General features: G+C 37.6%; 22 protein-coding genes and 1 CRISPR repeat array. Of the genes, 17 read left to right on the forward strand and 5 right to left on the reverse strand.

The window, feature by feature from the left end; all coding sequences use genetic code 11:
- Positions 1–118 precede the first annotated feature (118 nt).
- From IGL93_RS02105 to IGL93_RS02115, 3 genes are all read left to right on the forward strand, one after another.
- A complete protein-coding gene (locus tag IGL93_RS02105; RefSeq protein ID WP_002366143.1) occupies positions 119–628 on the forward strand; it encodes a VanZ family protein in 510 nt (169 codons plus the stop codon).
- Between the two features lie 130 nt (positions 629–758).
- On the forward strand, positions 759–1,487 hold the full coding sequence (locus tag IGL93_RS02110; RefSeq protein WP_002361233.1) for a YebC/PmpR family DNA-binding transcriptional regulator: 729 nt from the start codon (positions 759–761) through the stop codon (positions 1,485–1,487).
- A 52-nt stretch (positions 1,488–1,539) separates the two neighbouring features.
- Positions 1,540–2,010: a C-GCAxxG-C-C family protein gene (locus IGL93_RS02115; RefSeq protein ID WP_002382959.1), complete on the forward strand. Its 471-nt coding sequence runs from the start codon at positions 1,540–1,542 to the stop codon at positions 2,008–2,010.
- A gap of 74 nt (positions 2,011–2,084) precedes the next feature.
- On the opposite strand, the gene IGL93_RS02120 is transcribed toward IGL93_RS02115, so the two are convergent.
- On the reverse strand, positions 2,085–2,258 hold the full coding sequence (locus tag IGL93_RS02120; RefSeq protein ID WP_002355495.1) for a hypothetical protein: 174 nt from the start codon (positions 2,256–2,258) through the stop codon (positions 2,085–2,087).
- A gap of 112 nt (positions 2,259–2,370) precedes the next feature.
- Positions 2,371–3,345 (reverse strand): ring-cleaving dioxygenase, encoded by a 975-nt coding sequence (locus IGL93_RS02125; RefSeq protein ID WP_010775578.1) that lies wholly within the window; start codon positions 3,343–3,345, stop codon positions 2,371–2,373.
- 30 nt (positions 3,346–3,375) lie between these two features.
- Here IGL93_RS02125 and IGL93_RS02130 point away from each other — a divergent pair, with 30 nt between their 5' ends.
- On the forward strand, positions 3,376–3,948 hold the full coding sequence (locus tag IGL93_RS02130; RefSeq protein WP_002358653.1) for an alpha/beta hydrolase: 573 nt from the start codon (positions 3,376–3,378) through the stop codon (positions 3,946–3,948).
- Positions 3,949–4,013: 65 nt separating this feature from the next.
- On the opposite strand, the gene IGL93_RS02135 is transcribed toward IGL93_RS02130, so the two are convergent.
- Positions 4,014–5,540 carry a UDP-N-acetylmuramoyl-L-alanyl-D-glutamate--L-lysine ligase gene (locus tag IGL93_RS02135; protein ID WP_010775579.1) on the reverse strand — a complete coding sequence of 509 codons (1,527 nt, stop codon included), beginning with the start codon at positions 5,538–5,540 and terminating at the stop codon, positions 4,014–4,016.
- A gap of 203 nt (positions 5,541–5,743) precedes the next feature.
- Here IGL93_RS02135 and IGL93_RS02140 point away from each other — a divergent pair, with 203 nt between their 5' ends.
- From IGL93_RS02140 to csn2, 8 genes are all read left to right on the forward strand, one after another.
- Complete coding sequence (locus tag IGL93_RS02140; protein WP_002364837.1) at positions 5,744–7,393, forward strand: putative polysaccharide biosynthesis protein; 1,650 nt, start codon at positions 5,744–5,746, stop codon at positions 7,391–7,393.
- A gap of 108 nt (positions 7,394–7,501) precedes the next feature.
- Positions 7,502–8,236, forward strand: coding sequence for a pseudouridine synthase (locus IGL93_RS02145; protein ID WP_002355501.1), 735 nt, complete (start codon positions 7,502–7,504; stop codon positions 8,234–8,236).
- Positions 8,237–8,369: 133 nt separating this feature from the next.
- Complete coding sequence (gene pepV, locus IGL93_RS02150; protein ID WP_002371462.1) at positions 8,370–9,785, forward strand: dipeptidase PepV; 1,416 nt, start codon at positions 8,370–8,372, stop codon at positions 9,783–9,785.
- Between the two features lie 143 nt (positions 9,786–9,928).
- Positions 9,929–10,162, forward strand: coding sequence for a hypothetical protein (locus tag IGL93_RS02155; protein ID WP_002373309.1), 234 nt, complete (start codon positions 9,929–9,931; stop codon positions 10,160–10,162).
- Between the two features lie 472 nt (positions 10,163–10,634).
- The gene (gene cas9 / locus IGL93_RS02160) at positions 10,635–14,648 is read left to right on the forward strand and encodes a type II CRISPR RNA-guided endonuclease Cas9 (protein ID WP_033789179.1); all 4,014 of its coding nucleotides are present in this window, start codon (positions 10,635–10,637) and stop codon (positions 14,646–14,648) included.
- Positions 14,649–15,515 carry a type II CRISPR-associated endonuclease Cas1 gene (cas1, locus tag IGL93_RS02165; protein ID WP_010775581.1) on the forward strand — a complete coding sequence of 289 codons (867 nt, stop codon included), beginning with the start codon at positions 14,649–14,651 and terminating at the stop codon, positions 15,513–15,515.
- Complete coding sequence (cas2, locus tag IGL93_RS02170; protein ID WP_010775582.1) at positions 15,512–15,841, forward strand: CRISPR-associated endonuclease Cas2; 330 nt, start codon at positions 15,512–15,514, stop codon at positions 15,839–15,841. The genes cas1 and cas2 overlap by 4 nt, the downstream gene beginning before the upstream one ends.
- The gene (gene csn2 / locus IGL93_RS02175) at positions 15,842–16,501 is read left to right on the forward strand and encodes a type II-A CRISPR-associated protein Csn2 (protein WP_010713905.1); all 660 of its coding nucleotides are present in this window, start codon (positions 15,842–15,844) and stop codon (positions 16,499–16,501) included. It begins immediately after the preceding gene.
- Positions 16,502–16,594: 93 nt separating this feature from the next.
- A CRISPR array of direct repeats spans positions 16,595–17,092; the repeat unit is 36 nt; unit sequence GTTTTAGAGTCATGTTGTTTAGAATGGTACCAAAAC.
- A 447-nt stretch (positions 17,093–17,539) separates the two neighbouring features.
- Here the strand turns inward: csn2 and IGL93_RS02180 are convergent.
- Complete coding sequence (locus IGL93_RS02180; protein ID WP_010713903.1) at positions 17,540–18,553, reverse strand: acyltransferase family protein; 1,014 nt, start codon at positions 18,551–18,553, stop codon at positions 17,540–17,542.
- A 236-nt stretch (positions 18,554–18,789) separates the two neighbouring features.
- Between IGL93_RS02180 and IGL93_RS02185 the strand changes: the two genes are divergently transcribed.
- The 5 genes from IGL93_RS02185 to IGL93_RS02205 all read left to right on the forward strand — a co-directional run bounded on the left by IGL93_RS02185 (position 18,790) and on the right by IGL93_RS02205 (position 23,977).
- Positions 18,790–19,743, forward strand: a complete 954-nt coding sequence (locus tag IGL93_RS02185; RefSeq protein ID WP_002363150.1) for an ABC transporter ATP-binding protein — start codon at positions 18,790–18,792, stop codon at positions 19,741–19,743.
- Entirely contained in the window at positions 19,744–21,261 is a 1,518-nt protein-coding gene (locus IGL93_RS02190) for an ABC transporter permease/substrate-binding protein (protein WP_002355507.1), read from the forward strand.
- A gap of 141 nt (positions 21,262–21,402) precedes the next feature.
- Positions 21,403–21,858, forward strand: coding sequence for an arginine repressor (argR, locus tag IGL93_RS02195; RefSeq protein ID WP_002355509.1), 456 nt, complete (start codon positions 21,403–21,405; stop codon positions 21,856–21,858).
- Between the two features lie 33 nt (positions 21,859–21,891).
- On the forward strand, positions 21,892–23,412 hold the full coding sequence (locus tag IGL93_RS02200) for a phosphoglucomutase (protein ID WP_002419970.1): 1,521 nt from the start codon (positions 21,892–21,894) through the stop codon (positions 23,410–23,412).
- A gap of 10 nt (positions 23,413–23,422) precedes the next feature.
- A complete protein-coding gene (locus IGL93_RS02205; RefSeq protein WP_002367997.1) occupies positions 23,423–23,977 on the forward strand; it encodes a GNAT family N-acetyltransferase in 555 nt (184 codons plus the stop codon).
- Between the two features lie 123 nt (positions 23,978–24,100).
- Here IGL93_RS02205 and IGL93_RS02210 read toward each other — a convergent pair whose 3' ends face one another.
- The gene (locus IGL93_RS02210; RefSeq protein ID WP_033624159.1) at positions 24,101–24,964 is read right to left on the reverse strand and encodes an RluA family pseudouridine synthase; all 864 of its coding nucleotides are present in this window, start codon (positions 24,962–24,964) and stop codon (positions 24,101–24,103) included.
- Between the last annotated feature and the right edge of the window lie 89 nt (positions 24,965–25,053).

Genomic DNA, 25,053 nt, shown 5'->3' on the forward strand with positions numbered 1-25,053 from the left:
TTCAGTATATCATAAGACCTAAGAGAAGTTGTTTCTTTTTCCCTCGAAACCGACTATAATAAAAAAGAATTTTCCGTGGCAGTCACGGGGCAACTTGAAACCAAGAAAAGAGGATTATATGAAAAATTATTTGAAAGATAGTAATTTATATTTAGTCATTGCGTTTGTTATTATGGCCATTTTATTTTTCAGTTCATCACAGACGTATGAACAGCAATCACAAGTTGGTCTTTTAGATAAACTTCTGAGCAGTCATCCTTTTGAAGAACAATTAAAAAATATTTCTTTTCAATATGCTGGCAGTGAAGTGAGCATTCAAGCTAGTGGTTATAGTAAATTTGTTGAATTTTTTATTCGTAAGGGAGCCCATTTTGGTACGTATTTTCTATTAGGTGGTAGTTGGTTTATTGGATTAGTACCAAGAATCAAAGGTCTGTTTTTAACAGCTGTTGTTTCCTGGCTAGCTGCTACTGGCTATGCAGGTTTAGATGAATTTCATCAAATGATCACAGGCGGAAGGACCCCTCTTTTTCAAGATGTTATGTTGGATGCCATGGGTGCTTTGACAGCCATCGTTATTTGTTTGGTGGTTCATGGTTTGAAGAAAAATAAAAAAAGAAGACGCTAATTTAGAAGAGCTTCGTTTATTCGTCAGAAAGGTGGATAAGCGAGGGTCTTTTTTTGGTAGCGCTTGTTCCTAACTGAAAAGAAGAGTAGAATAAAGGAGAATAGTAACGAAAAGTCAGGAGGAATCAAGGATGTCAGGACACAGCAAATGGAGCAACATTCAAGGGCGTAAAAATGCGCAAGATGCCAAACGTGGGAAAATTTTCCAAAAAGTTTCAAGGGAAATCTATATGGCGGCAAAAGCAGGTGGCCCTGACCCCGCAATGAATCCTGCTTTACGTTTAGCAGTCGATAAAGCTAAGTCAGCCAATATGCCCAATGATAATATTGCGCGCGCCATAAAAAAAGCCAGTAGTGCTGGTGAAGGGGAACATTATGACGAGGTAACTTATGAAGGATACGGGCCAGGTGGCGTGGCAGTTTTAGTTCATGCACTAACAGATAACCGCAACCGAACGGCCACCAATGTTCGCGTCGCGTTTACTCGAAATGGTGGCTCTTTAGGTGAAACGGGTTCGGTTAATTATATGTTTGATCGTAAAGGCTATATTGTCATTAAGCGAGAAGATCATGCAATTGAGGAAGACGACATGCTAGAAGTCGTTTTGGAAGCAGGCGGCGAGGATTTAGAAACATCACCAGAAGTATTTGAAATTTACACAGCACCAGAAGATTTTACAGCGGTTCGCGATGCTTTAGAACAAGCAGGTTATTCATTAGCACAAGCTGAATTAACAATGGTTCCGCAAACCTTACTAACCTTGAACGATGAACAAAAAGCGCAATTAGAGCGCTTGGTTGACAAGTTAGAAGACGATGATGATGTGTCAGAAGTATTTACCTCTGCAGAAAATCTATAAAATAAAGGGATGCTTGGCGTCCTTTTATTCATAAAATGAAAGCGAATACAGAATGGAGGGCATTTTGAAAAAGAGAATTTGTTTACAAGCAATCAGGGAAGAAGCGGAAGCCTATTATCGTAACGGTGATTTTTATTGCTCGGAAGCGATTGTGGCGACCATTCGGCAACACTTCGATGCGGAGATTCCCATTGAAGCTGTGGCCATGGCTTCTGGGTTTCCTGTAGGTGTTGGAGGAGCGAAGTGTATTTGTGGTGCTCTTTCAGGCGGGGTTATGTGTCTGGGCTACTTTTTTGGTCGGACAGAAGCCAAAGGAGAACAAGTAAATAAAACGATGGCTTTAGCCAACGAATTGCATCAAAGTTTTCGACAAAAGCATCGAGTGGTTTGCTGCAGTATTTTGACAAGTAAAATGATGATGGGTTCACCTGAGCATATGGAACAATGCATTGGCTTTACTGGGGAAATCGCTGAAACAACCGCAAAAATTATTGCACGAGAACTTGCTTACGAATTAGTCTAGTAAAAAATGAGAGAGGAGCAACCAGATTCGGTGAATGAATCTGGTTGCTCCTCTCTCATCTAATGCGTAATCAATTAACCAAGCACTTTTTCATAAGCTTCCACTTGAGATAAGACACGTTGGAGCTGTAATTCATTTTCAATATAGTTGATTGAATTACCTAAATCTTCTTGGCGGTTTGTTTCTAAACGATCGACTTCTTTTTTTGCTTCGTTCAATAAGTGTAGAACTTCTTCCTTAGATAACATGTACTCACCTCCTTGCGCAGTTCATCTACTATTAGTGTACTCCTTTTTTTCAAAAAAGGGCAATAATAGGATATTAAAAAACAAAAATAGCGGTTCTAACCGCTATTTTTGTTTACTCATGGCGTTGTTGTGCTAAAATCGCTTCGATTCGTTCTCTTTGATCTGCCAAAAAGTGAGGCAAATAAAGGGGGATTTCATCAAAGTTTGAACTTTGATTTTCATAGGCTTCGGCATCTAGCAGGCCTTTTTGTGTGGCTACTTCAAATAATAAGTGGTTCGGTTCTCTAAAATACAATGATTTGAAAAATTCACGGTCTTTAATTCCTGAGTTTGTAAAATTCTTTTCATCCAACAGGCTATCAACTTGCGTTAATTCTTGCGTATCTTCCACCCCAAAGGCGACGTGATGAACGCCACCAATTCCTTCAATGGCAAGCGGATTGGTTCGGTCATCAATGATGTGTACCTCTTGATAAAACTGTGGATGATGATTTTCCAGAACAGTTACTTCATGTGCAGTTTCAAAAAAAGGTACTGTTTCTTTTTCATGCCAATGTAAATAATCCACTAAAGGTTGTTTGGTAGCTGCGGCATATTGGACGCGTAATTGAATTGCATCAATGCCTAAAATTGCATGTTCTACTGGAATTTCAGCATGCTCAGCTGGAAAATAATCTTCCGCATTTTCAAATTCACGTAACGGAACAAGCGCCATTTGTGTATTATCGGGCGCTTCAAAACGCAAAATTGGGTGTTGGTTAAATGTTTCCACATCATAGTGGCAGATACCCGCTTGCTCAAGACGTTCTGCCCAAAAATCCAAAGAGGCGCGCGTTGGTACTTTTAAAATAGTTCGTTCAATTGTATTTGTCCCAAATGATTGATCTTGGCCATCATTCAATTCAAAAAAAGTTAATTCGGTACCTGTTCGTTGCTCATTATCTGAGAAAAATAAGTGATACATGGTGTGGTCATCTTGGTTGATCGTTTTCATTAGTAATTTTAATCCCAGTGTATTATGATAGAAGTCAAATGTAGGCTTTATCAATCGATTTAAAATAGAGATGTGATGAATTTGTGCATACATAGTAAAATTCCTTTCTTGGAGGTTTATTAAATGAAACAATTTTTTCAAAAAGGGTCGAAACCTAATCAACTAGTTGTCGCTTTCCATGGTACTGGTGGCAATGAATATCAATTATTAACGACCATCGCAACCCTTTATCCAGAAGCGAGTGTTCTAAGTTACTTAGGGACAGAAGGTGTAGGCGAACAGCGACGCTTTTTTGCGCCATTAGTCAATGGAGCCTTACCTCGTGCTAATTTTGATGAGCGAGTGACTGCGTTTCTAGAAGAAGTTTGGCAACCGCAAAAGTTATACGATGAAGTTATTTTTATAGGGTACTCTAACGGTGCCAATTTTATTTTAGGCCTGTTAGAAAAGAACCCGACTATTGCTAACACTGTTATTTTACTGCATCCAAGCAATTTAGGCTATCAATATGTATCTGGTGAGTTTGCGACAAAAGTGATTGTCACAACAGGGGCTCAGGATGAGTTGAGTATTCCGGGACAAGTTCTTTCTTTAGCTAATCAATTAAAGAAACATTTCCCAGTCGACTTTTTGCTCGTTGATGGCGGTCATGGCTTATCAGAAGAAGAAGTAACGAAAATAAAAGAAGTTCTTTAAAAACAAGCTGCAACCTCTGTTGATAAGTGGTTGCAGCTTGTTTTTTTCATGTGTGTTTAAATGATTTAGTTCTTTTTATTAATGAAAGCTTCCGCAAGGGCAAAGTCTCCTGCGTAAGGTTCATCTACGCCGTTTACTTTTTGATAAAGGTCGGCACCTTTACCAGCTAAGACAATCGCATCATCAGCCGTTGTGCTTAAAGATAATGCGTGAGCAATTGCTTCGCCACGATCTAAAACGGTGTAAACAGGCATTTCTTTGGTAATATGGGCTTGAATTTCTTGGCAAATTTTTGCTGGATCTTCACTGGCTGGGTCATCGGTTGTTAGGACTGCAACATCAGCCAATTCAGAAAGAACCGTACCAAAGTCTTTACGGCGAGAAATCGCTTTGTCTCCTGTGCTACCGACAAGAACAATTAAGCGGCCGTCAGGATGTTCTTCACGGACAAAGGTTAAAAGATTCTTCAAACTGTCATAGTTATGAGCGTAATCAACATAGACGGTTGCACCGTTGGTATTCGTTAAAGATTCCATCCGGCCAGGGACGGTGGTTGCTGCGATCCCTTGTTGACACTCTTCTTTTGAAGCTCCCACAAGGACACTAGCAATCGCCGCACTTAACGCATTACCTTTGTTAAAATCACCACCTAAACGAAGGTGATAAGAGCCGGCTAATCCTAACGCATCTGCAGGACTTTCAACGATAAAACGTAAGGAATCCTCTGAAGAAACAGCGAATGAATAGTCTACTTCTGGAGCCGGCTGACTGCCATAGACAATGGCTGGGACTTTTTGCTGTTGTGCAGTTTCTTTAAGTAATGGAAAATAATCAGCTTCGTGATTCAACACAATGACTTTAGAATGTGTAATCAATTGACGTTTGCAATAAAAGTAATCGTCAAAGGTTGGATGTTCAATTGGACTGATATGGTCGGGGGTAATGTTTAAAAAAATGCCGACATCAAAAAACAGCTTGTAGACACGATTAGTTTTGTAGGCTTGGGAAGAAACTTCCATAATAAAATGAGTCATCCCGTTAGCAACAGCGGTTGCCATCATTCGATACAAGTCCAAAGATTCGGGTGTAGTCAATGCAGATTTAAAGAATGTTTTGCCATCTAATGTCGAATTCATGGTAGAAAGCAAGGCTGTTTTTTGTTGTGTAGCAACATCTAAAATATATTTGGTGAAATAAGCCGCTGTTGTTTTACCTTTGGTTCCAGTAAAGCCAATCAGTTTTAATTTATTTTGTGGATAATCATAAAAAGCCATGCTTAACACAGCCATTGCTTTTTTAATGTCAGTCACGATAATTCCTAGTTGCGCCGGAACCTCATAAGGCACCTCAGAAACATAAATTTCTAGGCCGTCTTTTACAGCATTTTCTAAATAGATTTCTTTAAAGTTTAATCCTTTACAAAAAAAGAGTGTTTCTGCTGTTACGTCTCTCGAATCGTAAGAAAGAGCCGTTACTTCTCGTTGACCTAACGTGTCGGAAAGGGTCAAGTGCCAGCCTTCTGGTGAAATAAATTCTTTTAATAAATCTTCTTTTTCTAAGCAATCGCGAATTGCGAATAATGAAATCGTCACTTTTTTTGCCTCCAAACGTTTCAACGAAATTTCAAAACTGATGTCATTATAGCATTATTTTTCTTTTAAAAAAACCATCTCGTTAGCGTGAGAAAATCCATGAGAAATGTTAAAATAGGATAATTCTTCGAGAAAGTCGTTGCATATCCCAAGATGAACAATTAAAATAAAGAAAGCATACTCAAAGAATATTGGAGGACAAAATGATCAATCAACCAAATTCAGTTGATCAACCAATCCTGACGAACCAAGAAAAAATGGTCAAAGGCTCAGCTTGGATGACAGCTAGTAATATTATCTCCCGCATGTTAGGGGCGATTTACATCATCCCCTGGTACGCTTGGATGGGCGAGCACGGAAACGAAGCGAACAGTTTGTTTTCAATGGGGTATACGATTTATGCCTTATTCCTAATGATCTCTACCGCCGGAATTCCAGGTGCGATTGCCAAGCAGACCTCGCATTATAATTCATTGAATGAATATAAAATTAGTCGACAGCTTTTTTATCGTGCCTTACAACTAATGGGTGGCTTAGGTGTGGTTTTTGCTATTGTGATGTATTTGGCATCTCCGGCATTAGCAGCTTTGTCTGGCGGAGGTCCTGAATTAGTTCCAACAATGCGTTCATTAAGTTTAGCCGTTTTAGTTTTCCCAAGCATGAGTGTCATTCGCGGTTATTTCCAAGGAAATCAAGAAATGATGCCCTTTGCTTTATCACAAATTGTTGAACAAGTAGCACGAGTTTTTTACATGTTATTAACCGCCTTTATTATCATGAAAGTCTTTGAAGGTAATTACGTTACAGCGGTGACCCAAGCCACTTTTGCGGCATTTATTGGGATGCTCGCAAGTTTTGCGGTTTTAGGTTATTACATGTACAAACAAAAACCATTATTTGATTATTTAGAAGAACACAGCGCCAATGAACATGAAATTGCTCCAAAAGAGTTATTGATTGAAACTTTTAAAGAGGCGATTCCTTTTATCGTAGTTGGCTCAGGGGTAACGGTCTTTAAACTTGTCGATCAGTTTACTTTCTCAAACTTTATGCGTTTGTTTACGGATTATTCAGATACCCAATTACGAGAGCTTTTCGGTATTTTTAATGCCAATCCGGACAAATTAACCATGATTGTCGTGGCTTTAGCAACTTCGATTTCGGCTACTGGATTACCGTTGATTACAGAAGCGGTCACCTTAAAAAATCACCGTGAGTTAGCGCGTTTGATTAGTAATAATTTACAACTTTTTGTGTTTGTAATGTTGCCAGCAACGTTTGGTATGATTGTTTTAGCGCAACCACTATACACTGTTTTTTACATGCCAGATGCTTTAGGCACTTCTTTATTAGTGCAAGCTTGTTATGCTAGTTTATTCTTGGGCTTGTATATGTTAGTGTCAAATATGTTAATGGGGATGTATGAAAATCGTGACGCAATGCGTTATTTAGGAATTGGTTTAGCAGTGAAATTAATCGTGCAATTCCCCGCAATCCGTTTATTTGAAGTTTACGGTCCGTTATTAGCAACGATGATTGGCTTTACGGTTTCTTGCGTATTGATTCTAAGAAGAATTCGTCAAGTGACACGTTTTAATTACAAATTAACCTTACGGCGAACATTGTTAATGTTCTGTATTACAGTCATCATGATGATTATCGCTTTGATTTTCCGTCAGTTCTTGTATCTATTTTTAGATCCAACTAGACGTTTCCAAGCCTTCATTATCGTTGTAATTGTGGCTGCTGCAGGAGGCGCTTTTTATGGCTATTCGGTCTTGAAGATTCGCTTAGCTGATCGTTTATTAGGGAAAAATGCCGCAAAATTACGTGCAAAATTCAATATTAAATAATAGCTGATTGAACTCCTTTCAGCAGATTCTCTTAAGAGACAAGGCTTGAGACATCGATCGATTCGATTTATGTCCCAAGCTATTTTTTTAAAGGAAAGAGGAATGACGATGCGTTTAGATAAATTTTTAGCCGATGTTGGTATCGGTAGTCGTAAAGAAATCAAACAATTGTTAAAGAAAAAAGTCGTTACGGTGAATGGTGACGTCGTAAAAGAAGCCAAAACACAAGTAAATGAAGAAACAGATCAAATTGCCTTGATGGGAGAAATTCTTACGTATCAGAAATTCTTTTATTACATGTTGCATAAACCACAAGGTGTCATTTCTGCGACGGAAGATCAGCGAGATGAAACGGTAATTGACTTGTTAACTGATCAGGATTACCGTGCCGACTTGTTCCCAGTTGGTCGCTTGGATAAAGATACTGAAGGCTTGCTTCTGTTAACAAATGATGGCCAGTTAGCGCATCAATTATTATCACCCAAAAAGCATGTGGATAAAGAATATTTAGCTGAAGTTGAGGGACTTGTGACAGCGGAAGATTGTCAACTGTTTGCGCAAGGATTTGCCTTGAAAGATGGAGAAATGGTTAAACCAAGTCGCTTAGTCATTGAGACGATCAATGAGGAAGAAGGGACTTCCGTAGTCCGTTTAGTGATTCAAGAGGGAAAATTCCATCAAGTCAAACGGATGTTAGCCACTGTAGGCAAACCTGTGACGTATTTAAAACGATTACGAATGGGCGAACTATGGTTAGATGAAACGTTAGAACTAGGGGAATATCGGCCCTTAACAGAAGCCGAATTGCAACAACTACAACCTAAACAATCATACCTCAATTAAAATAAACAAAAACCCAGCCCTTTCTGCGGAAAAGATAAAAAATTTCTCGAAAAATAGTGTCGGGTTTCTTTCTTTTTCTGCATAAAATGGTATGATTGACTATGTAGAACTTTATGAATAGGAGTGACAACAAATGACAATTGATTGGACAAAAGAAGTCGAAGCACGTAAAGACGACTTATTAGAAGATTTACAAAACTTATTACGGATCAACAGTGAACGTGATGATGCACAAGCAACACCTGAAGCGCCCTTTGGACCTGGGCCAGTTGCTGGCTTAAAACACATGTTAGCGTATGGTGAACGTGATGGCTTTACGGTGAAAAATGTCGACAATTACGCTGGACACATTGAATATGGCGAAGGCGACGAAACGTTAGGGATTTTTGGTCATATGGACGTTGTTCCTGCTGGTGATGGTTGGGAAACAGATCCTTATGAACCAGTCATTAAAGATGGCAAAATTTATGCACGTGGCGCGAGCGATGATAAAGGCCCAAGTATGGCTGCTTATTACGCAATGAAAATTATCAAAGAATTAGGCTTACCCGTGTCTAAAAAAATTCGTTTCGTAGTAGGAAGTGACGAAGAAAGCGGCTGGGGCGATATGGATTACTATTTCCAACATGAAGAAGCGCCAGACTTTGGTTTCTCACCAGATGCTGAGTTCCCAATTATCAATGGGGAAAAAGGAAATGTGACTATTCGTTTAACTTTCCGAGGCGGTAACGGCGCTGATTATAAATTAGAAAGCTTCAAATCTGGCTTACGTGAAAACATGGTTCCGGGAACAGCAGATGCTGTTGTAACGGCTGCTTCAGCAGACGAAGCGGCTTCACTAGCTGCTAGCTTTGAAACATTCATCAAACAAGAAGCAAAAATTTCAGGTAACGCAGAACTTTCAGATAAAACAGTGACTTTCCATGTAGTTGGTAAAGGTGCTCACGGGGCTAGCCCACAATCTGGAATTAACGCAGCGACTTTCTTGGCAACTTTCTTAAATGATTACAGCTTTGCAGAAGGCGCATATAGCTTTATTAATACCATTGCTGAATTTATCCATGAAGATTTTTATGGTGAAAAATTAGGCGTGGCTTTTGAAGACGAAAAAATGGGTAAATTGACAATGAACGCTGGGATTGTTAACTTTGATCCAGAAAACCCTGAAAATAGCTTAGTAACATTAAACTTCCGCTATCCAAAAGGAACTTCAGCAGAAGAATTACAAGCAAAAGTTCAAACAACAGTCGGTGAAACGGTCACTGCAACACAAGGAGATCGCAACCAAGAACCGCATTATGTACCAGTTGATGATCCATTGGTGGCAACGTTACTACAAGTTTACGAAGACCATACAGGCGAAAAAGGCCAAGAACAAATCATTGGTGGCGGTACTTATGGCCGCTTATTAAAACGTGGTGTTGCCTATGGCGCAATGTTCCCTGGCTACACAGACACAATGCACCAAGCCAACGAATTTATGGAATTAGATGACTTATTCCGAGCAGCTGCTATTTATGCAGATGCGATTTATCGTTTAGCGAAGTAAAGTAAAAAAGCTGTTTTCGATTTTCGAAAACAGCTTTTTTTGCAATTTTTGCCTTTTAAAAACCCAAAATCAGAACCGTCAATTTACTGAAAATTTCTTGCAAATCAAAGGATCCCACGATACGATAAATAGGAGAAAACGCAATGAGTGAAACACTTATTGTTAACTATTTAATCAAAGGACGTGTGAAGATGAACGTAGAAGAATTAGTTCAAAAAGCAAAAGATTTAATTGGAGAAGGCAACGTGGAACATGCGCAACAATTCATTGAAGAACATAAAGATGAATTAGGCGAACACTATCATAAAATTACAGCGCTGTTAGCTGATACAACGACCGATGGTTTGTTTGATAAAATTAAAGGATTGTTTCAATAATCGTAATTAAAAAGGCAAAACACAGTTAACCACGCACTGTGTTTTGCCTTTTTTGCCGTGTAAAGTTTGACAACATCAACAAATAGTAAAAGATATTACCATACAATAAATATAGATTCGTTATTTTAAGGAAAGTAAAGAAATTAAGGTAAGAGATTCTTAATTAGATAATGTTATTTTTGTTATATATATAATTCTATTAGTTTACAAAAACTATAAATAACCCTTTTTTTAAGAAAATAAGAATGGTAAACTTTAAGTAGCGGTATTCAGTTTGATTAATTTGAAAGCGATCACTTTCTGATTGTAAATAAAAAAAGCGCCGAAACAGCGCCACTTTACAGTTGATTACGGTTAAAACCTTATTTTAACTTGCTATGTTGTTTAGAATAGTCCCAAAAGAACTTAACTAAATTATAGCATAGAATAAAAATCATTCAAGTAGTAATTTAAAAAAAGGAGTGGAAATAAAATGAAGAAAGACTACGTTATTGGTCTGGATATAGGAACTAATTCTGTCGGCTGGGCAGTTATGACAGAAGACTATCAGTTGGTGAAGAAAAAAATGCCTATTTATGGAAACACTGAAAAAAAGAAAATCAAGAAAAATTTTTGGGGTGTGCGTTTATTTGAAGAAGGGCATACAGCCGAAGATCGCCGATTAAAAAGAACAGCACGACGAAGAATTAGTCGTCGACGGAATCGTTTACGCTACTTACAAGCTTTTTTTGAAGAAGCGATGACAGCTTTGGATGAAAACTTTTTTGCTCGTTTACAAGAGAGTTTCTTGGTGCCTGAAGATAAGAAGTGGCACAGACATCCGATTTTTGCTAAGTTGGAAGATGAAGTAGCTTACCATGAAACGTATCCGACAATCTACCATTTACGCAAAAAATTAGCAGATTCATCTGAGCAAGCAGATTTACGACTAATTTATTTGGCGTTGGCACATATTGTCAAATATCGTGGACATTTTTTAATTGAAGGAAAATTAAGTACAGAAAATATTTCTGTTAAAGAACAATTTCAACAATTTATGATCATTTATAACCAAACCTTTGTGAATGGAGAGAGTCGCTTAGTTAGTGCGCCTTTACCTGAATCTGTCTTGATTGAGGAAGAGTTGACTGAAAAAGCTTCTCGGACTAAAAAATCTGAAAAAGTCTTACAACAATTTCCTCAAGAAAAAGCTAATGGCTTATTTGGTCAGTTCTTAAAGCTAATGGTAGGGAATAAAGCTGACTTTAAAAAAGTTTTTGGTTTGGAAGAAGAAGCCAAAATAACCTACGCTAGTGAAAGCTATGAAGAAGATTTAGAAGGCATTTTAGCAAAGGTTGGGGATGAATATAGTGACGTGTTTTTAGCTGCTAAAAATGTGTACGATGCAGTTGAATTATCAACGATTTTAGCAGATTCGGATAAAAAAAGTCACGCGAAATTATCTTCTAGCATGATTGTCCGTTTTACAGAACATCAAGAAGATTTAAAAAATTTCAAACGATTTATTCGTGAAAATTGTCCAGACGAATATGATAATCTCTTTAAAAATGAACAGAAAGACGGCTATGCAGGCTACATTGCACACGCGGGTAAGGTTTCACAGCTTAAATTTTACCAGTATGTTAAGAAAATCATTCAAGATATTGCTGGAGCAGAATATTTTTTAGAAAAAATTGCGCAAGAAAACTTTTTAAGAAAGCAACGGACCTTTGATAATGGGGTGATTCCTCATCAAATTCATTTGGCTGAGTTACAAGCAATCATTCATCGTCAAGCGGCCTATTATCCATTTTTAAAAGAAAATCAAAAAAAAATTGAACAACTGGTTACATTTCGAATTCCTTATTATGTCGGACCATTATCAAAAGGAGATGCAAGTACCTTCGCTTGGTTAAAACGTCAAAGTGAGGAACCAATTCGTCCTTGGAACCTTCAAGAAACCGTTGATTTGGACCAATCAGCGACAGCCTTTATTGAACGAATGACCAATTTTGATACGTATTTACCTTCTGAAAAAGTTTTACCGAAACATAGTTTGTTATATGAAAAGTTTATGGTATTTAATGAATTGACCAAGATTTCTTATACGGATGATCGAGGAATCAAAGCCAATTTTTCAGGTAAGGAAAAAGAAAAAATCTTTGATTATCTGTTTAAGACGCGTCGAAAAGTTAAGAAAAAGGATATCATTCAATTCTATCGAAACGAATATAATACGGAGATTGTCACGCTTAGTGGACTTGAAGAAGACCAATTTAATGCTAGTTTTAGCACGTATCAGGATTTACTGAAATGTGGTTTGACAAGAGCAGAATTAGACCACCCAGATAATGCCGAAAAATTGGAAGATATCATAAAAATTTTAACTATTTTTGAAGATCGGCAACGAATTCGGACGCAACTTTCCACATTCAAAGGGCAGTTCTCAGAAGAAGTACTAAAAAAATTAGAACGCAAGCACTACACTGGCTGGGGAAGATTGTCGAAGAAATTAATCAATGGTATCTACGATAAAGAATCGGGTAAAACAATTTTGGACTATTTAATTAAAGATGACGGGGTCTCAAAACACTATAATCGCAATTTTATGCAACTGATTAATGATTCACAATTATCTTTTAAAAATGCTATTCAAAAAGCACAGTCCAGTGAACATGAAGAAACATTAAGTGAAACTGTCAATGAATTAGCTGGTAGCCCAGCAATAAAAAAAGGAATTTATCAAAGTTTAAAAATTGTCGATGAACTAGTCGCGATTATGGGTTATGCGCCTAAGCGGATTGTTGTCGAAATGGCACGTGAAAATCAAACGACTAGCACTGGCAAAAGAAGATCCATCCAACGCTTGAAAATAGTTGAAAAAGCAATGGCCGAAATCGGCAGCAATTTATTAAAAGAACAACCAACGACTAATGAACAGTTACGAGATACCCGTCTTTTCCTTTACTATATGCAAAATGGTAAAGATATGTACACGGGAGATGAATTATCGCTTCATCGTTTATCTCACTATGATATTGATCATATTATCCCACAAAGTTTTATGAAAGACGATTCATTGGATAACCTAGTTTTAGTGGGCTCTACTGAAAATCGAGGGAAATCTGATGACGTCCCAAGTAAGGAAGTTGTTAAGAAGATGAAAGCTTATTGGGAGAAATTATATGCTGCTGGCTTAATTAGTCAACGGAAATTCCAACGTCTGACCAAGGGGGAGCAAGGTGGCTTGACTCTCGAAGACAAAGCGCATTTTATCCAACGACAATTAGTAGAAACTCGTCAAATTACCAAAAATGTTGCAGGGATCTTAGATCAACGCTACAATGCCAAGTCAAAAGAGAAAAAAGTCCAAATCATCACCTTGAAAGCTAGTTTAACGAGCCAATTTCGTTCGATTTTTGGCTTGTATAAAGTCCGTGAAGTGAATGATTATCACCATGGACAAGATGCTTATTTAAACTGTGTGGTCGCAACCACGTTATTAAAAGTTTATCCTAATTTAGCACCAGAATTTGTTTACGGAGAATATCCTAAATTCCAGGCCTTTAAAGAAAATAAAGCCACGGCGAAGGCTATAATTTATACAAATTTGCTGCGCTTTTTCACGGAAGATGAACCACGGTTCACGAAGGATGGCGAAATTCTTTGGAGTAACAGTTATTTAAAAACTATCAAAAAAGAATTAAATTACCATCAAATGAATATTGTCAAAAAAGTAGAAGTGCAAAAAGGCGGTTTTTCAAAAGAGTCGATTAAACCCAAAGGACCATCGAATAAATTGATTCCTGTCAAAAATGGTTTGGATCCCCAAAAATATGGCGGTTTTGATAGTCCTGTAGTTGCTTATACAGTGCTATTCACTCATGAAAAAGGTAAAAAACCTCTTATTAAACAGGAGATACTGGGCATTACGATTATGGAAAAAACAAGGTTTGAACAAAATCCTATTCTTTTTTTAGAGGAGAAAGGCTTCCTGCGGCCTCGTGTATTAATGAAATTGCCTAAGTATACACTGTATGAATTTCCAGAGGGGCGCCGGCGCTTATTAGCTAGCGCTAAAGAAGCGCAAAAAGGGAACCAGATGGTTTTACCCGAACATTTACTTACATTACTGTACCATGCGAAACAATGTTTGTTACCAAATCAATCAGAAAGTTTGGCTTATGTAGAACAACATCAACCAGAATTTCAAGAGATTTTAGAGAGAGTGGTTGACTTTGCTGAAGTGCATACATTAGCCAAGTCAAAAGTCCAGCAAATTGTGAAACTTTTTGAAGCAAATCAAACAGCAGATGTGAAAGAGATTGCGGCATCCTTTATCCAACTTATGCAGTTTAATGCGATGGGCGCACCAAGTACGTTTAAATTTTTCCAAAAAGATATTGAGCGAGCACGCTACACGTCAATCAAAGAAATTTTTGATGCCACTATCATTTACCAATCGACTACGGGCCTGTATGAAACACGCAGAAAGGTTGTCGACTAGATGGGCTGGCGAACGGTAGTGGTTAATAAGCATTCAAAATTATCCTATAAAAACAATCATCTTGTTTTTAAAGCAATTGATCACCAAGAATTAATTCATTTGTCTGAAATTGATGTTTTGTTGTTGGAAACAACGGACATTTCGTTAACCACGATGCTATTAAAACGATTAATTGATGAAAAAATATTAGTGTTATTTTGCGATGATAAGCGTTTGCCAATTGGTAAAATTTTGCCCTTTTATGGACGGCATGATAGTAGCTTGCAATTGACACGTCAGTTGGCTTGGACGGAAGAACGAAAAGGTCAAGTTTGGACAGCGATTATTGCACAAAAAATCACCAATCAGAGTTTACACTTAGCGCAACGAGACTATAGCCAAAAGGTTGCTGCTTTGTTAGCTATGCGCGCTGAATTACGTCTGTTTGATCCAGCCAATCGAGAAGGTCATGCAGCTCGAAGTTACTTTAATACTCTCTTCGGCAATGATTTTACACGTGAACAAGAAAATGACATTAATGCTGGTTTAAACTATGGTTATACGTTGTTATTAAGTATTTTTGCTCGAGAGTTAGTCCAGACAGGTTGTTTTACACAACTAGGACTAAAACATGCCAACCAATTTAATGACTTTAACTTAGCAAGTGATCTTATGGAGCCTTTTCGTCCATTGGTAGATCAAATCATTTATGAGAATAGAAAAGAAGCCTTTCCGATAATGAAACGTAAGTTATTTGCTTTGTTTATGAATACGTATATGTACAAGAAAAAACAAATGTTTTTAACCAATATTGCTACCGATTATACAAAACATGTAGTAAAAGTTCTGAATCAAGAGGAGGAAGGAGTTCCAGAGTTTGGGATATGAGTTATCGATATATGCGTCTATTATTAATGTTTGATATGCCAACGGACACAGCCAGTGACCGGAAAGCGTATCGGAAGTTCCGGAAATTTTTGATTAATGAAGGATTTATTATGCATCAATTTTCGGTTTACAGCAAAATTTTGTTGAATGATACTGCTAATAAAGCAATGTTGGCTCGCTTAAAGCAGAATAATCCGCAAAGAGGACTAATTACACTATTAAATGTAACAGAAAAACAATTTTCTCGAATGATTTATTTGCATGGAGAACAAGACGATCGAGTTGCTAATTCAGATGAACGGATTGTCTTTTTAGGAGAAGAATAGATGAGAGTTAATTTTTCTTTATTGGAAGAACCCATTGAAATTGAAAAAGCCACCTTTTTAACGATTAAAAACGTTCAAACCTTTGCCCATCTAGTGAAGTTAATTTATCAATATGATGGGGAAAATGAGTTGAAACTATTTGATGCGCAACAAAAAGGGCTGAAACCAACAGAATTATTTGTTGTTACGGATATTTTAGGCTATGACGTTAATTCGGCTGCCACGCTGAAATTAATCTATGGGGATTTAGAAGCACAATTAAATGATAAACCAGAAGTCAAATCAATGATTGAGAAGTTAACTGGAACAATTAGTCAATTAATTGGCTATGAATTGTTGGAACATGAAATGGATTTGGAAGAAGATGGCATCACCGTGCAGGAACTTTTCAAAGCTCTTGGAATCAAAATCGAAACAACGAGTGATACGATTTTTGAAAAAGTTATGGAAATTACACAAGTACATCGTTATTTATCAAAGAAAAAATTATTGATTTTTATTAATGCGTGTACGTATTTAACAGAGGATGAAGTGCAACAAGTGGTAGAATATATCTCTTTAAATAATGTGGATGTCCTGTTTTTAGAACAAAGGGTGGTCCAGAACAGATTCCAATATATTTTGGACGAAAACTTTTATTTGAGTTATGAAAAAGCTTAAATTGTTATTGATTAGTGGTTCATTCTAAACTGAAATCTAGCTATGGATAAGTGATGCGAGTACGGAACTTTGGAGAAAAAATAATTCTCCGAGGTTTTAGAGTCATGTTGTTTAGAATGGTACCAAAACCCAAACAGCAACCGGGTGCCAACTTATCGAGTTTTAGAGTCATGTTGTTTAGAATGGTACCAAAACAAACTGGAGCTAGAAAGGGGTGAATTTTAAGTTTTAGAGTCATGTTGTTTAGAATGGTACCAAAACTTAAAATTCCACCAGCGGAACTAAGAGATAGTTTTAGAGTCATGTTGTTTAGAATGGTACCAAAACACAGGTAGCTTGATACCATTTTTTGAATCGGTTTTAGAGTCATGTTGTTTAGAATGGTACCAAAACGGTCTCAGCTACATATGAATAAACTAGGTAGTTTTAGAGTCATGTTGTTTAGAATGGTACTAAAACATTAAACAAAGTACAAATCCATATATATCAGTTTTAGAGTCATGTTGTTTAGAATGGTACCAAAACAACCACAACTGTTGTTGTCACTACTGAAGAGTTTTAGAGTCATGTTGTTTAGAATGGTACCAAAACTTGCGGTATTATTCGTAGGTTTGCTTTTTTGTTTTAGAATCATGTTGTTTGGTTTTCGCAGATACGATATGATTGATGTAAAAATATCGTTGATATGTATAAATGTGATTGTTATATAAAAAATATAAGTAATAAATTGAAGCTTTGCTAGAGCAAGTGATGCGATTACGAAATTATTTAATTTTAGAGTCACGTTATTTATTACTTTACGAATAGAGAATACGATTATCTATAAATCAAGAACTAATCCCCAATTTATTGAAAATGACACTCCCTGTTTTATTAATATTTCATGCTTTTGTTGTACTATTTGATGATACAAAAAAGTAAAACTGAGGACCCAATTAAAGTCAAGTTAACCACATTGAAAGATAAACCTTTCAATGTGGTTAAAGATGCTTAATGAGATTCATGAAACATAGAGAGCGGATTAATTTCCTATGTTCTTTATTTGTATATTTTCTTGGGAATCATTATTGATTGTGGATTAAAAAGATAATCCGCTCCCCGTTTCACCACAGGCATATTCGTAATAGCTAAAATGAAGAGGGCTAAGAAGAAAAGTGCCAGGATTCGGAAAGTAAACCATTCTTTAAAGAGTGTGTCTAATTGTAAACCACTTTCCAACAGAATAATTAAGGGCATATGCAAGAGATAAGGGTAGAGGGTATCTTTCCCGAGGGCGCTTAAAGGTAACTTTCGTTTCGGCAATAATGCAAACCAAGAAAGAGACACCAATGCTGCAGCAACGTAAAAGAACAGCTGAATGAAACTACTGTATTCAAAGGCCGGACTAATTTCAGCGTAGGAAGCCCAACCAGTTAAGAAGCCCCAAAATTTCGTTGCCAATGACCATTGACTATTTACAAATAAAAAGGAGCTTAAAATTACGCCTATCGCTGCCCATTTGACTTTGCGATGATCTAAAAAGGTTTGCAGCTTTTGAATATCCATTAAGTAGCCACAATAGAAGAAAGGGAAGAAGCCCAGAGTCCGTCCTAAAGACAAGAAACCTTCCACAGGTAAATAGCCTGAGGCGCAGCCGATAACAACGATAATTGGCAACATGATTTTCGGCTGAACGCGCTGAAGAAAGATGGTAATTAAGTAGAAACTTGCTAAGGAAAGTAAGTACCAAGGAACGCCCGTTTCGTTCAGTAAATCAAAATTCATTTTATTTGCAAAGGCGAAATTAGCAAGCGTAATCAACAACTTCGCTAAGAGATAAAGCCAAACAAAGGAAAGTAAGCGTAGATATTTTCGTTGTTTAATGGCATGTTTACTAAAGAGTCCAGAGACAAAAATAAAGGCTGGCATATGGAATGAATAGATCCAAAAGTTGATCGTTTCCATGAGTCGTGAAGGAGAAGCTTCACGATCTAAAATATGCCCAAAAATCACTAAGAAAATTAAAAAAAGTTTCACGTTGTCCCATTTATAAATTCGCTTGTCGTTTTCCATAACGATCACTCCTTTTAGTAGAAAACAGTTCACTTTTGTTTAAGGCAGAAGAGGACAATTTTTCCATTCATTGAGTAGATAATTGTAGATACGAACTGGCAGCCGTTAAATGAGCCCCCACATACTTGCGCTTAAAACAAAAAATTAGGCAGGATGTTAGTCTTAAATTATACTGAAAGAGTGACGATCCTCCAAAGATTTTGTTTATTAAGAAGTGAAAGATGCGGTGAAAATAAATGATAAAATTTCAAAATGTTTCAAAAGTATATCAAGAAAATGCCGTTTTGTCCGATGTGAATTTAACAATCCAACAAGGCGAATTTTTTGTATTAGTAGGGCCGAGTGGTAGTGGAAAAACGACGACTTTGAAAATGATTAATCGGCTCATTGAGCCAACGACAGGTGAAGTGGCTCTCAATGAGCAAGCGGTAACCAACTACCCTTTACGTGAATTACGACTAAAAATTGGCTATGTTCTTCAGCAAATTGCCTTATTTCCTAACTTAACCGTGGCGGAAAATATTGAGTTGATTCCTGAAATGAAAAAATGGCCCAAAGAGCAACGCAGAGAGCGAACCATTGAACTATTGAAAAAAGTTCAGCTGGATCCTGAGGAATATCTGCATCGTAAGCCAGCAGCGCTTTCAGGAGGCGAACAACAACGTATCGGAATTTTACGCGCCATTGCAGCTGAACCAGAAGTGATTTTAATGGATGAACCTTTTAGCGCGCTAGATCCAATTTCAAGACATCATCTTCAACGTTTGGTGAAAGAACTTCATCAGGAATTAGCGAGTACCATTGTTTTTGTAACCCATGATATGAATGAAGCTTTATTGTTAGGGGAGCGCATCTGTATTATGGACGCTGGCAAAATTATTCAAGTCGATACGCCAGAAGCCATTCAAAAACATCCGAAAAATAATTTTGTCGGTCAATTTTTCAAACAATCTTCGCCAGAACTAGCGAACTATTGTGGCGCTGACTTGACTGCATTTTTAGAAGCCGCAGATGAGACGATTGAGCCAGTGCCGACTGTTTTCATGGAAACCAATTTAAAAGAGATTGTCCAACTCATTAATGCACAAGAGAAAGCAAATTTAGTAGAAAAACAACAAGTTTTAGGGTGTATCACCTCAAAAACGATTACTCGTTTTATGGAACAACTGCTGGAAAGCGAGGGACAGTAGATGCAAGCACTGATTGAAACTTTTTTCGCTCGAAAAGAAGAATATCTGCAAGCGTTAATCGAGCATATGCAATTGTCCTTTATTTCGTTATTATTCGCTGCATTGATTGCAATTCCTTTAGCCATTTATTTAACGAGTCATCGTAAGTTAGCGGAAAGTCTGTTACAAGTGACTGGGATTTTCCAAACCATCCCTTCTTTAGCCTTGCTAGGCTTACTGATTCCGTTAATTGGTATTGGTCGACCACCGGCAATTGTTGCGCTAGTGATTTATGCCTTATTCCCAATTTTACAAAACACCTATACTGGTTTGACGGAAATTGATCCTTCGTTAGAAGAAGCCGCAGAAGCATTTGGGATGAGTAAAAAAGAAAAACTGTTTAAGTTTGAGTTACAAATGGCGTTACCATTTATTATTTCTGGGATTCGAACGGCTACCGTTTTAATTATTGGTACGGCCACGTTGGCGGCGTTAATTGGAGCAGGTGGTTTAGGGACCTTCATTTTATTAGGAATTGATCGAAATAATTTATCGTTGATTTTTATTGGAGCTCTTTCATCAGCTGCACTAGCAGTCTTATTTAATTATGGAATTCATTGGTTGGAAAAAGCGAATGGGCGGCGACTAATCATTGGCGGTACTATTTTAGGCCTTTTGTTAGGTGGTTCATTTTTCTGGAATCAACAAACTTCTTCAAAGGAAAAACAGCTGACAATTGCTGGCAAATTAGGAGCGGAACCAGATATTATTATTAATATGTATAAAGCCTTAATTGAAGAAAATAGCGACATTCAGGTGACGTTAAAGCCAAACTTTGGCAAGACTACTTTTTTATATAATGCCTTGAAATCAGATGAAATCGATCTTTATCCAGAATTTACAGGAACAGTGATCGAGACCTTTTTAAAAAATCCTCCTCAGCTAGACAATCAACCTCAAGTAGTCTATGAAGCGGCACGCGCTGGCTTGAAAAAACAAGAAAACCTTACTTTGCTGAAACCGATGCGCTATGAAAATACGTATGCCGTCGCAGTTAAGCGCTCATTTGCAAAAGCGCATCAATTAAAAACGATTAGTGATTTACAGAAAATTAGCAATCAGTTGAAAGCAGGTTTTACGTTAGAATTTATTGATCGGCAAGATGGTTATAAGGGATTACAAGAAAAATATCATTTAAATCTGAATGTCCAATCGATGGAACCAGCATTACGCTACCAGGCGATTAATAATGGTGAGGTAAATGTGATTGATGCCTATTCAACGGATAGTGAATTGAGACAATACGATTTAGTAACGTTAGAAGATGATCAAGCACTATTTCCGCCTTATCAAGGAGCACCACTTATTAAAACAGCAACGTTGGAAAAATATCCAGAATTAGCAGAAATATTGAATAAATTGGCAGGAAAAATTAGCGAAGAAGAAATGAGTGAAATGAATTATCAAGTCAATGTGGAGGGGCAAGATCCTAGCATAGTGGCGAAAGACTATTTAAAAGAAAAGAATCTTCTTAAATAAGTATTTTTTACTGAAAAAGACTGGTATATAAACATTTATCCAGTCTTTTTCAGATAAATAAAGAGTTTAATGTGAAAAGTACCTGTATTTTTACTCATTTTTGGATATAATAAAAGAAATGAATGGAGAGGAGTGGTCTATATGAAAAAAGCAGAACGTCAACGTTTGATTAAACAATTAATTATGCAACAAGAAATTGAAACACAAGATGAATTAATCACTCGTTTGGAAGAACTTGGCGTCCGAGCCACTCAAGCGACTGTTTCAAGAGATATCCGTGAAATGAGTATTGTTAAAACACATGGTGCAGATGGTCGTGTCAAATATGCAATTTTTTCTCAAGCACAAGGCACAAGCAGTGAAGAGAAATTACGAGAATCAGTGAAAGATTCAGTTGTTCGAATGGAGCGAGTACAATTTATTGTCATCTTGCATACAGAGATGGGAAATGCCGATGTGGTGAGTAACTTTTTAGATGAAGTAGCTTATCCGGAAGTGGCGGGTACAGTGGCTGGTGCGGATACGATTATTGTGATTACACGTTCAGAAGAGGATGCGGAACACTTTATCGAACGCATCGAAAATATGATTTTTTAAAATTGAAAGCATCAATAGAAGGGAGTTTTTTTCTTGGTAGAATTGAAAGCGCTACAAAATGGTTCGGATATTCGGGGAATTGCTTTGGATACGGAAGAACAAACTGCAACATTAACCGTAACAGCAGTAGCCGAGATTGCGGTGGGCGTGGTTCGTTGGTTACAGGACAAAAAACAGCTGCCACGAAAGGCACAACAGCGCCTGACAATTGCAATCGGACATGATAGTCGTCTAACGGCGGAGCCGATTAAGCAAGCATTAGTAGATACGTTTCTTTCATTAGGTATTCAGGTGATTGACGTTGGTTTAGCTACGACGCCTGCTATGTTTATGGCTACTCAATTTCCAACGCTTCAATGTGATGCAGCGATTATGATTACAGCTAGCCATTTGCCTTACTATTTTAATGGCTTGAAGTTCTTCACAGCAGAAGGTGGAGCAGAAAAAGAAGATATTCGGTATATTTTATCTCATACTGATCCGCTGACGGCCAATGAAAATGGCACACTGATGAAGCAAGAGTTACTGCCAATTTATGCGGAGCATTTGGTGGCAAAAATCCGCCAAGGAATTCATTCGCCCGAAGAGAAACCTTTACAGGGCTTTCGAATTATCGTTGATGCGGGTAATGGGGCTGGGGGCTTCTTTGCGGAGCAGGTTCTTCAAGTTTTGGGCGCTGATACGACGGGATCACAGTTTTTAGAACCAGATGGGCATTTTCCTAATCATGTACCTAATCCAGATAATTCTGAAGCAATGAAAAGTATTCAAACAGCTGTTTTAGCTAATCAGGCAGATTTGGGCATTATTTTTGATACAGATGTAGATCGTTCGGCTGTGGTGGACCAATCAGGTGAGGTACTAAACCGAAATAATTTAATTGCTGTTTTAGCGGCAATCGTTTTAAAAGAAGCGCCTGGTAGTTATATTGTGACAAATTCGCCAACCTCAAGTCATTTAAAAACATTTATTGAAGAAAAAGGCGGCCAACAGATTCGTTATATTTCTGGTTACCGAAATGTCATTAATAAAATGATTGAATTGAATCATGGGGGCTTTCAGACACCGTTAGCCATTGAAACCAGTGGTCATGCAGCGTTTCAAGAAAACTACAATCTGGATGATGGTGCATATGTCGTGGCGAAAATTTTAATGTTGTTACCAGAATTGAAACAAAACAATCAAACGTTAGGAGATCTGATTGCTACATTGAAGCAACCGGCAGAAACCAACGAATTTCGCTTCAAAATTACTGCGGAGGATGTTACTTGTTATGGGCAACAAGTCTTGCGAGACTTTGAATTGTTTGTAGAAAATCAAGCAGACTTTGCTGTGGACCGTGAAAACCAAGAAGGTGTTCGGGGAAACGTGTCTGGTCAATATGGCAGTGGGTGGTTTTTGCTACGCTTAAGTCTGCATGAACCGTTGCTTGTTCTTCAGGTAGAGAATGACCAAAGCGATAAAAATGCGTGTGTCATCGAAAAAATTGCCACTTTTTTACAAAAATACGAGGAAATAGATAGTCAGCAAATAGAAAATAATCTAGGAAATTAAAGGTGTTCTTATGGAAAATGTTTTAAAAGGAAAACACATTGGCTTTTCTCATTTTAGAGAAGAATATATCGAACATATTGCAAAACAGCAATGGGATAATGAATTGCTTCGGCATTTGAGCTGGGATGCTTTACATCCGTGGGGGCTTGAAGAATGGAAAGATTTCACGATTAATAAAGGAGAAGATGATCGATTTCTATTTGCTATTTTAGAAAATACGACAGAGGAATTTATTGGTTGGGTTTCGTTGTCTGATGTACAGTTGAAAAATAGAGGGGCCAATTTAGGGATTGCTATTTTACAAAAAGAGCAACGTGGTCAAGGATATGGCTTTGAGGCGGTGTCTTTAATTTGTAAATTTGCTTTTTATGAATTGGGCTTGCACAAAATCAGATTAGCTGTCAATAGTAACAATCAAAAAGCGATTCATGTTTATGAAAAAGTAGGCTTCAAAAAAGAAGGAATTGATAGAGAAGCGTTATTTCAAGATGGCCAATGGCTAGATATCTACAATTACGGAATTTTACAAAAAGAGTGGCTACAAATGATTAAGGCTGAGAGTTAGCTCAGGAACTGTTTAACACCAAGACACTGAGCAAACGCAGATATGCCGTTCTCAGCAGTGAATGTGCGGTAAAATAAAAAAGCAGAAGAAATCGGCGGTTACCGTCCGATTTCTTCTGTTTTTTTACCATAGGCCAGGCGCTGCAGTCACAACGATTTGTTTTTTTGTAAACGGATGGAGTAAATGAAGTTGTGAAGCATGGAGCATTAAACGAGCTGCCTGCGATTTTGGGTTGTATAACGGATCACCAATAATTGGATGCCCTTCGCTAGCTAAATGGACCCGGATTTGGTGCGTCCGACCTGTTTCTAAAACACAGGTAACTGCGGTTTGATTATTAGAAAGAGCTTTGACCACTTGGACATGTGTAATCGCTGAATCCCCTTTTTGAGGATCAATCCGTCGTTTCCGGCGATCATGCCGATCACGACCAATCGGCTGATTGATTGTCTGTTCTTTTTGGTTAAAGTGACCAGCCGCAATCGCTTGATATTGACGGTAAATTTGTTTTGTTTCTAATAAACGCCCTAAAATAGGTAAGACAAAAGGATTTTTAGCAAAGACAATCGCACCACTGGTTTCTTTATCTAATCGATGAACGACATAAGGGACCTGATTTTTCTCAGCTAAATAGGCAGCAACATGATTTAACAAGGTGTTTGTTTCCTGTGGCTGATTTGGATGGGTTTTAATGCCATAAGGTTTATTTACAATCATTAAATGTTCGTCTTCATATAAAACCTTCACACGCGTTGCTTCCCCCAGATGAATAGTGGGACGCACATAATCGGTTTCTTCAAACGTTAAGGTGACACAATCGCCAGCTTGGACTGGAAAATGAAAAGCAGTTGTTTCTCCGTTGATTTTGACATTTTTTCGCGTGCGTAAAAAATGGCGCACTTTTCGAGGGACTAGCCACTCATTTTCTAATAGTTCTTTTACAGTCATTGTTGAAAAATTTTCAGGTAATCTCATTGAATATTCCACCAAATCCCACCTTTCACTGATTCGCTATTTAGTGTAACAAAGCTGCTCAAAAGGTCAAGTCAGAACGGAAAAAAAGCTGAAATTTGTTA

The sequence above is a fragment of the Enterococcus sp. DIV1328a genome, assembly GCF_050536905.1.
GTDB classification, from domain to species: domain Bacteria; phylum Bacillota; class Bacilli; order Lactobacillales; family Enterococcaceae; genus Enterococcus; species Enterococcus faecalis.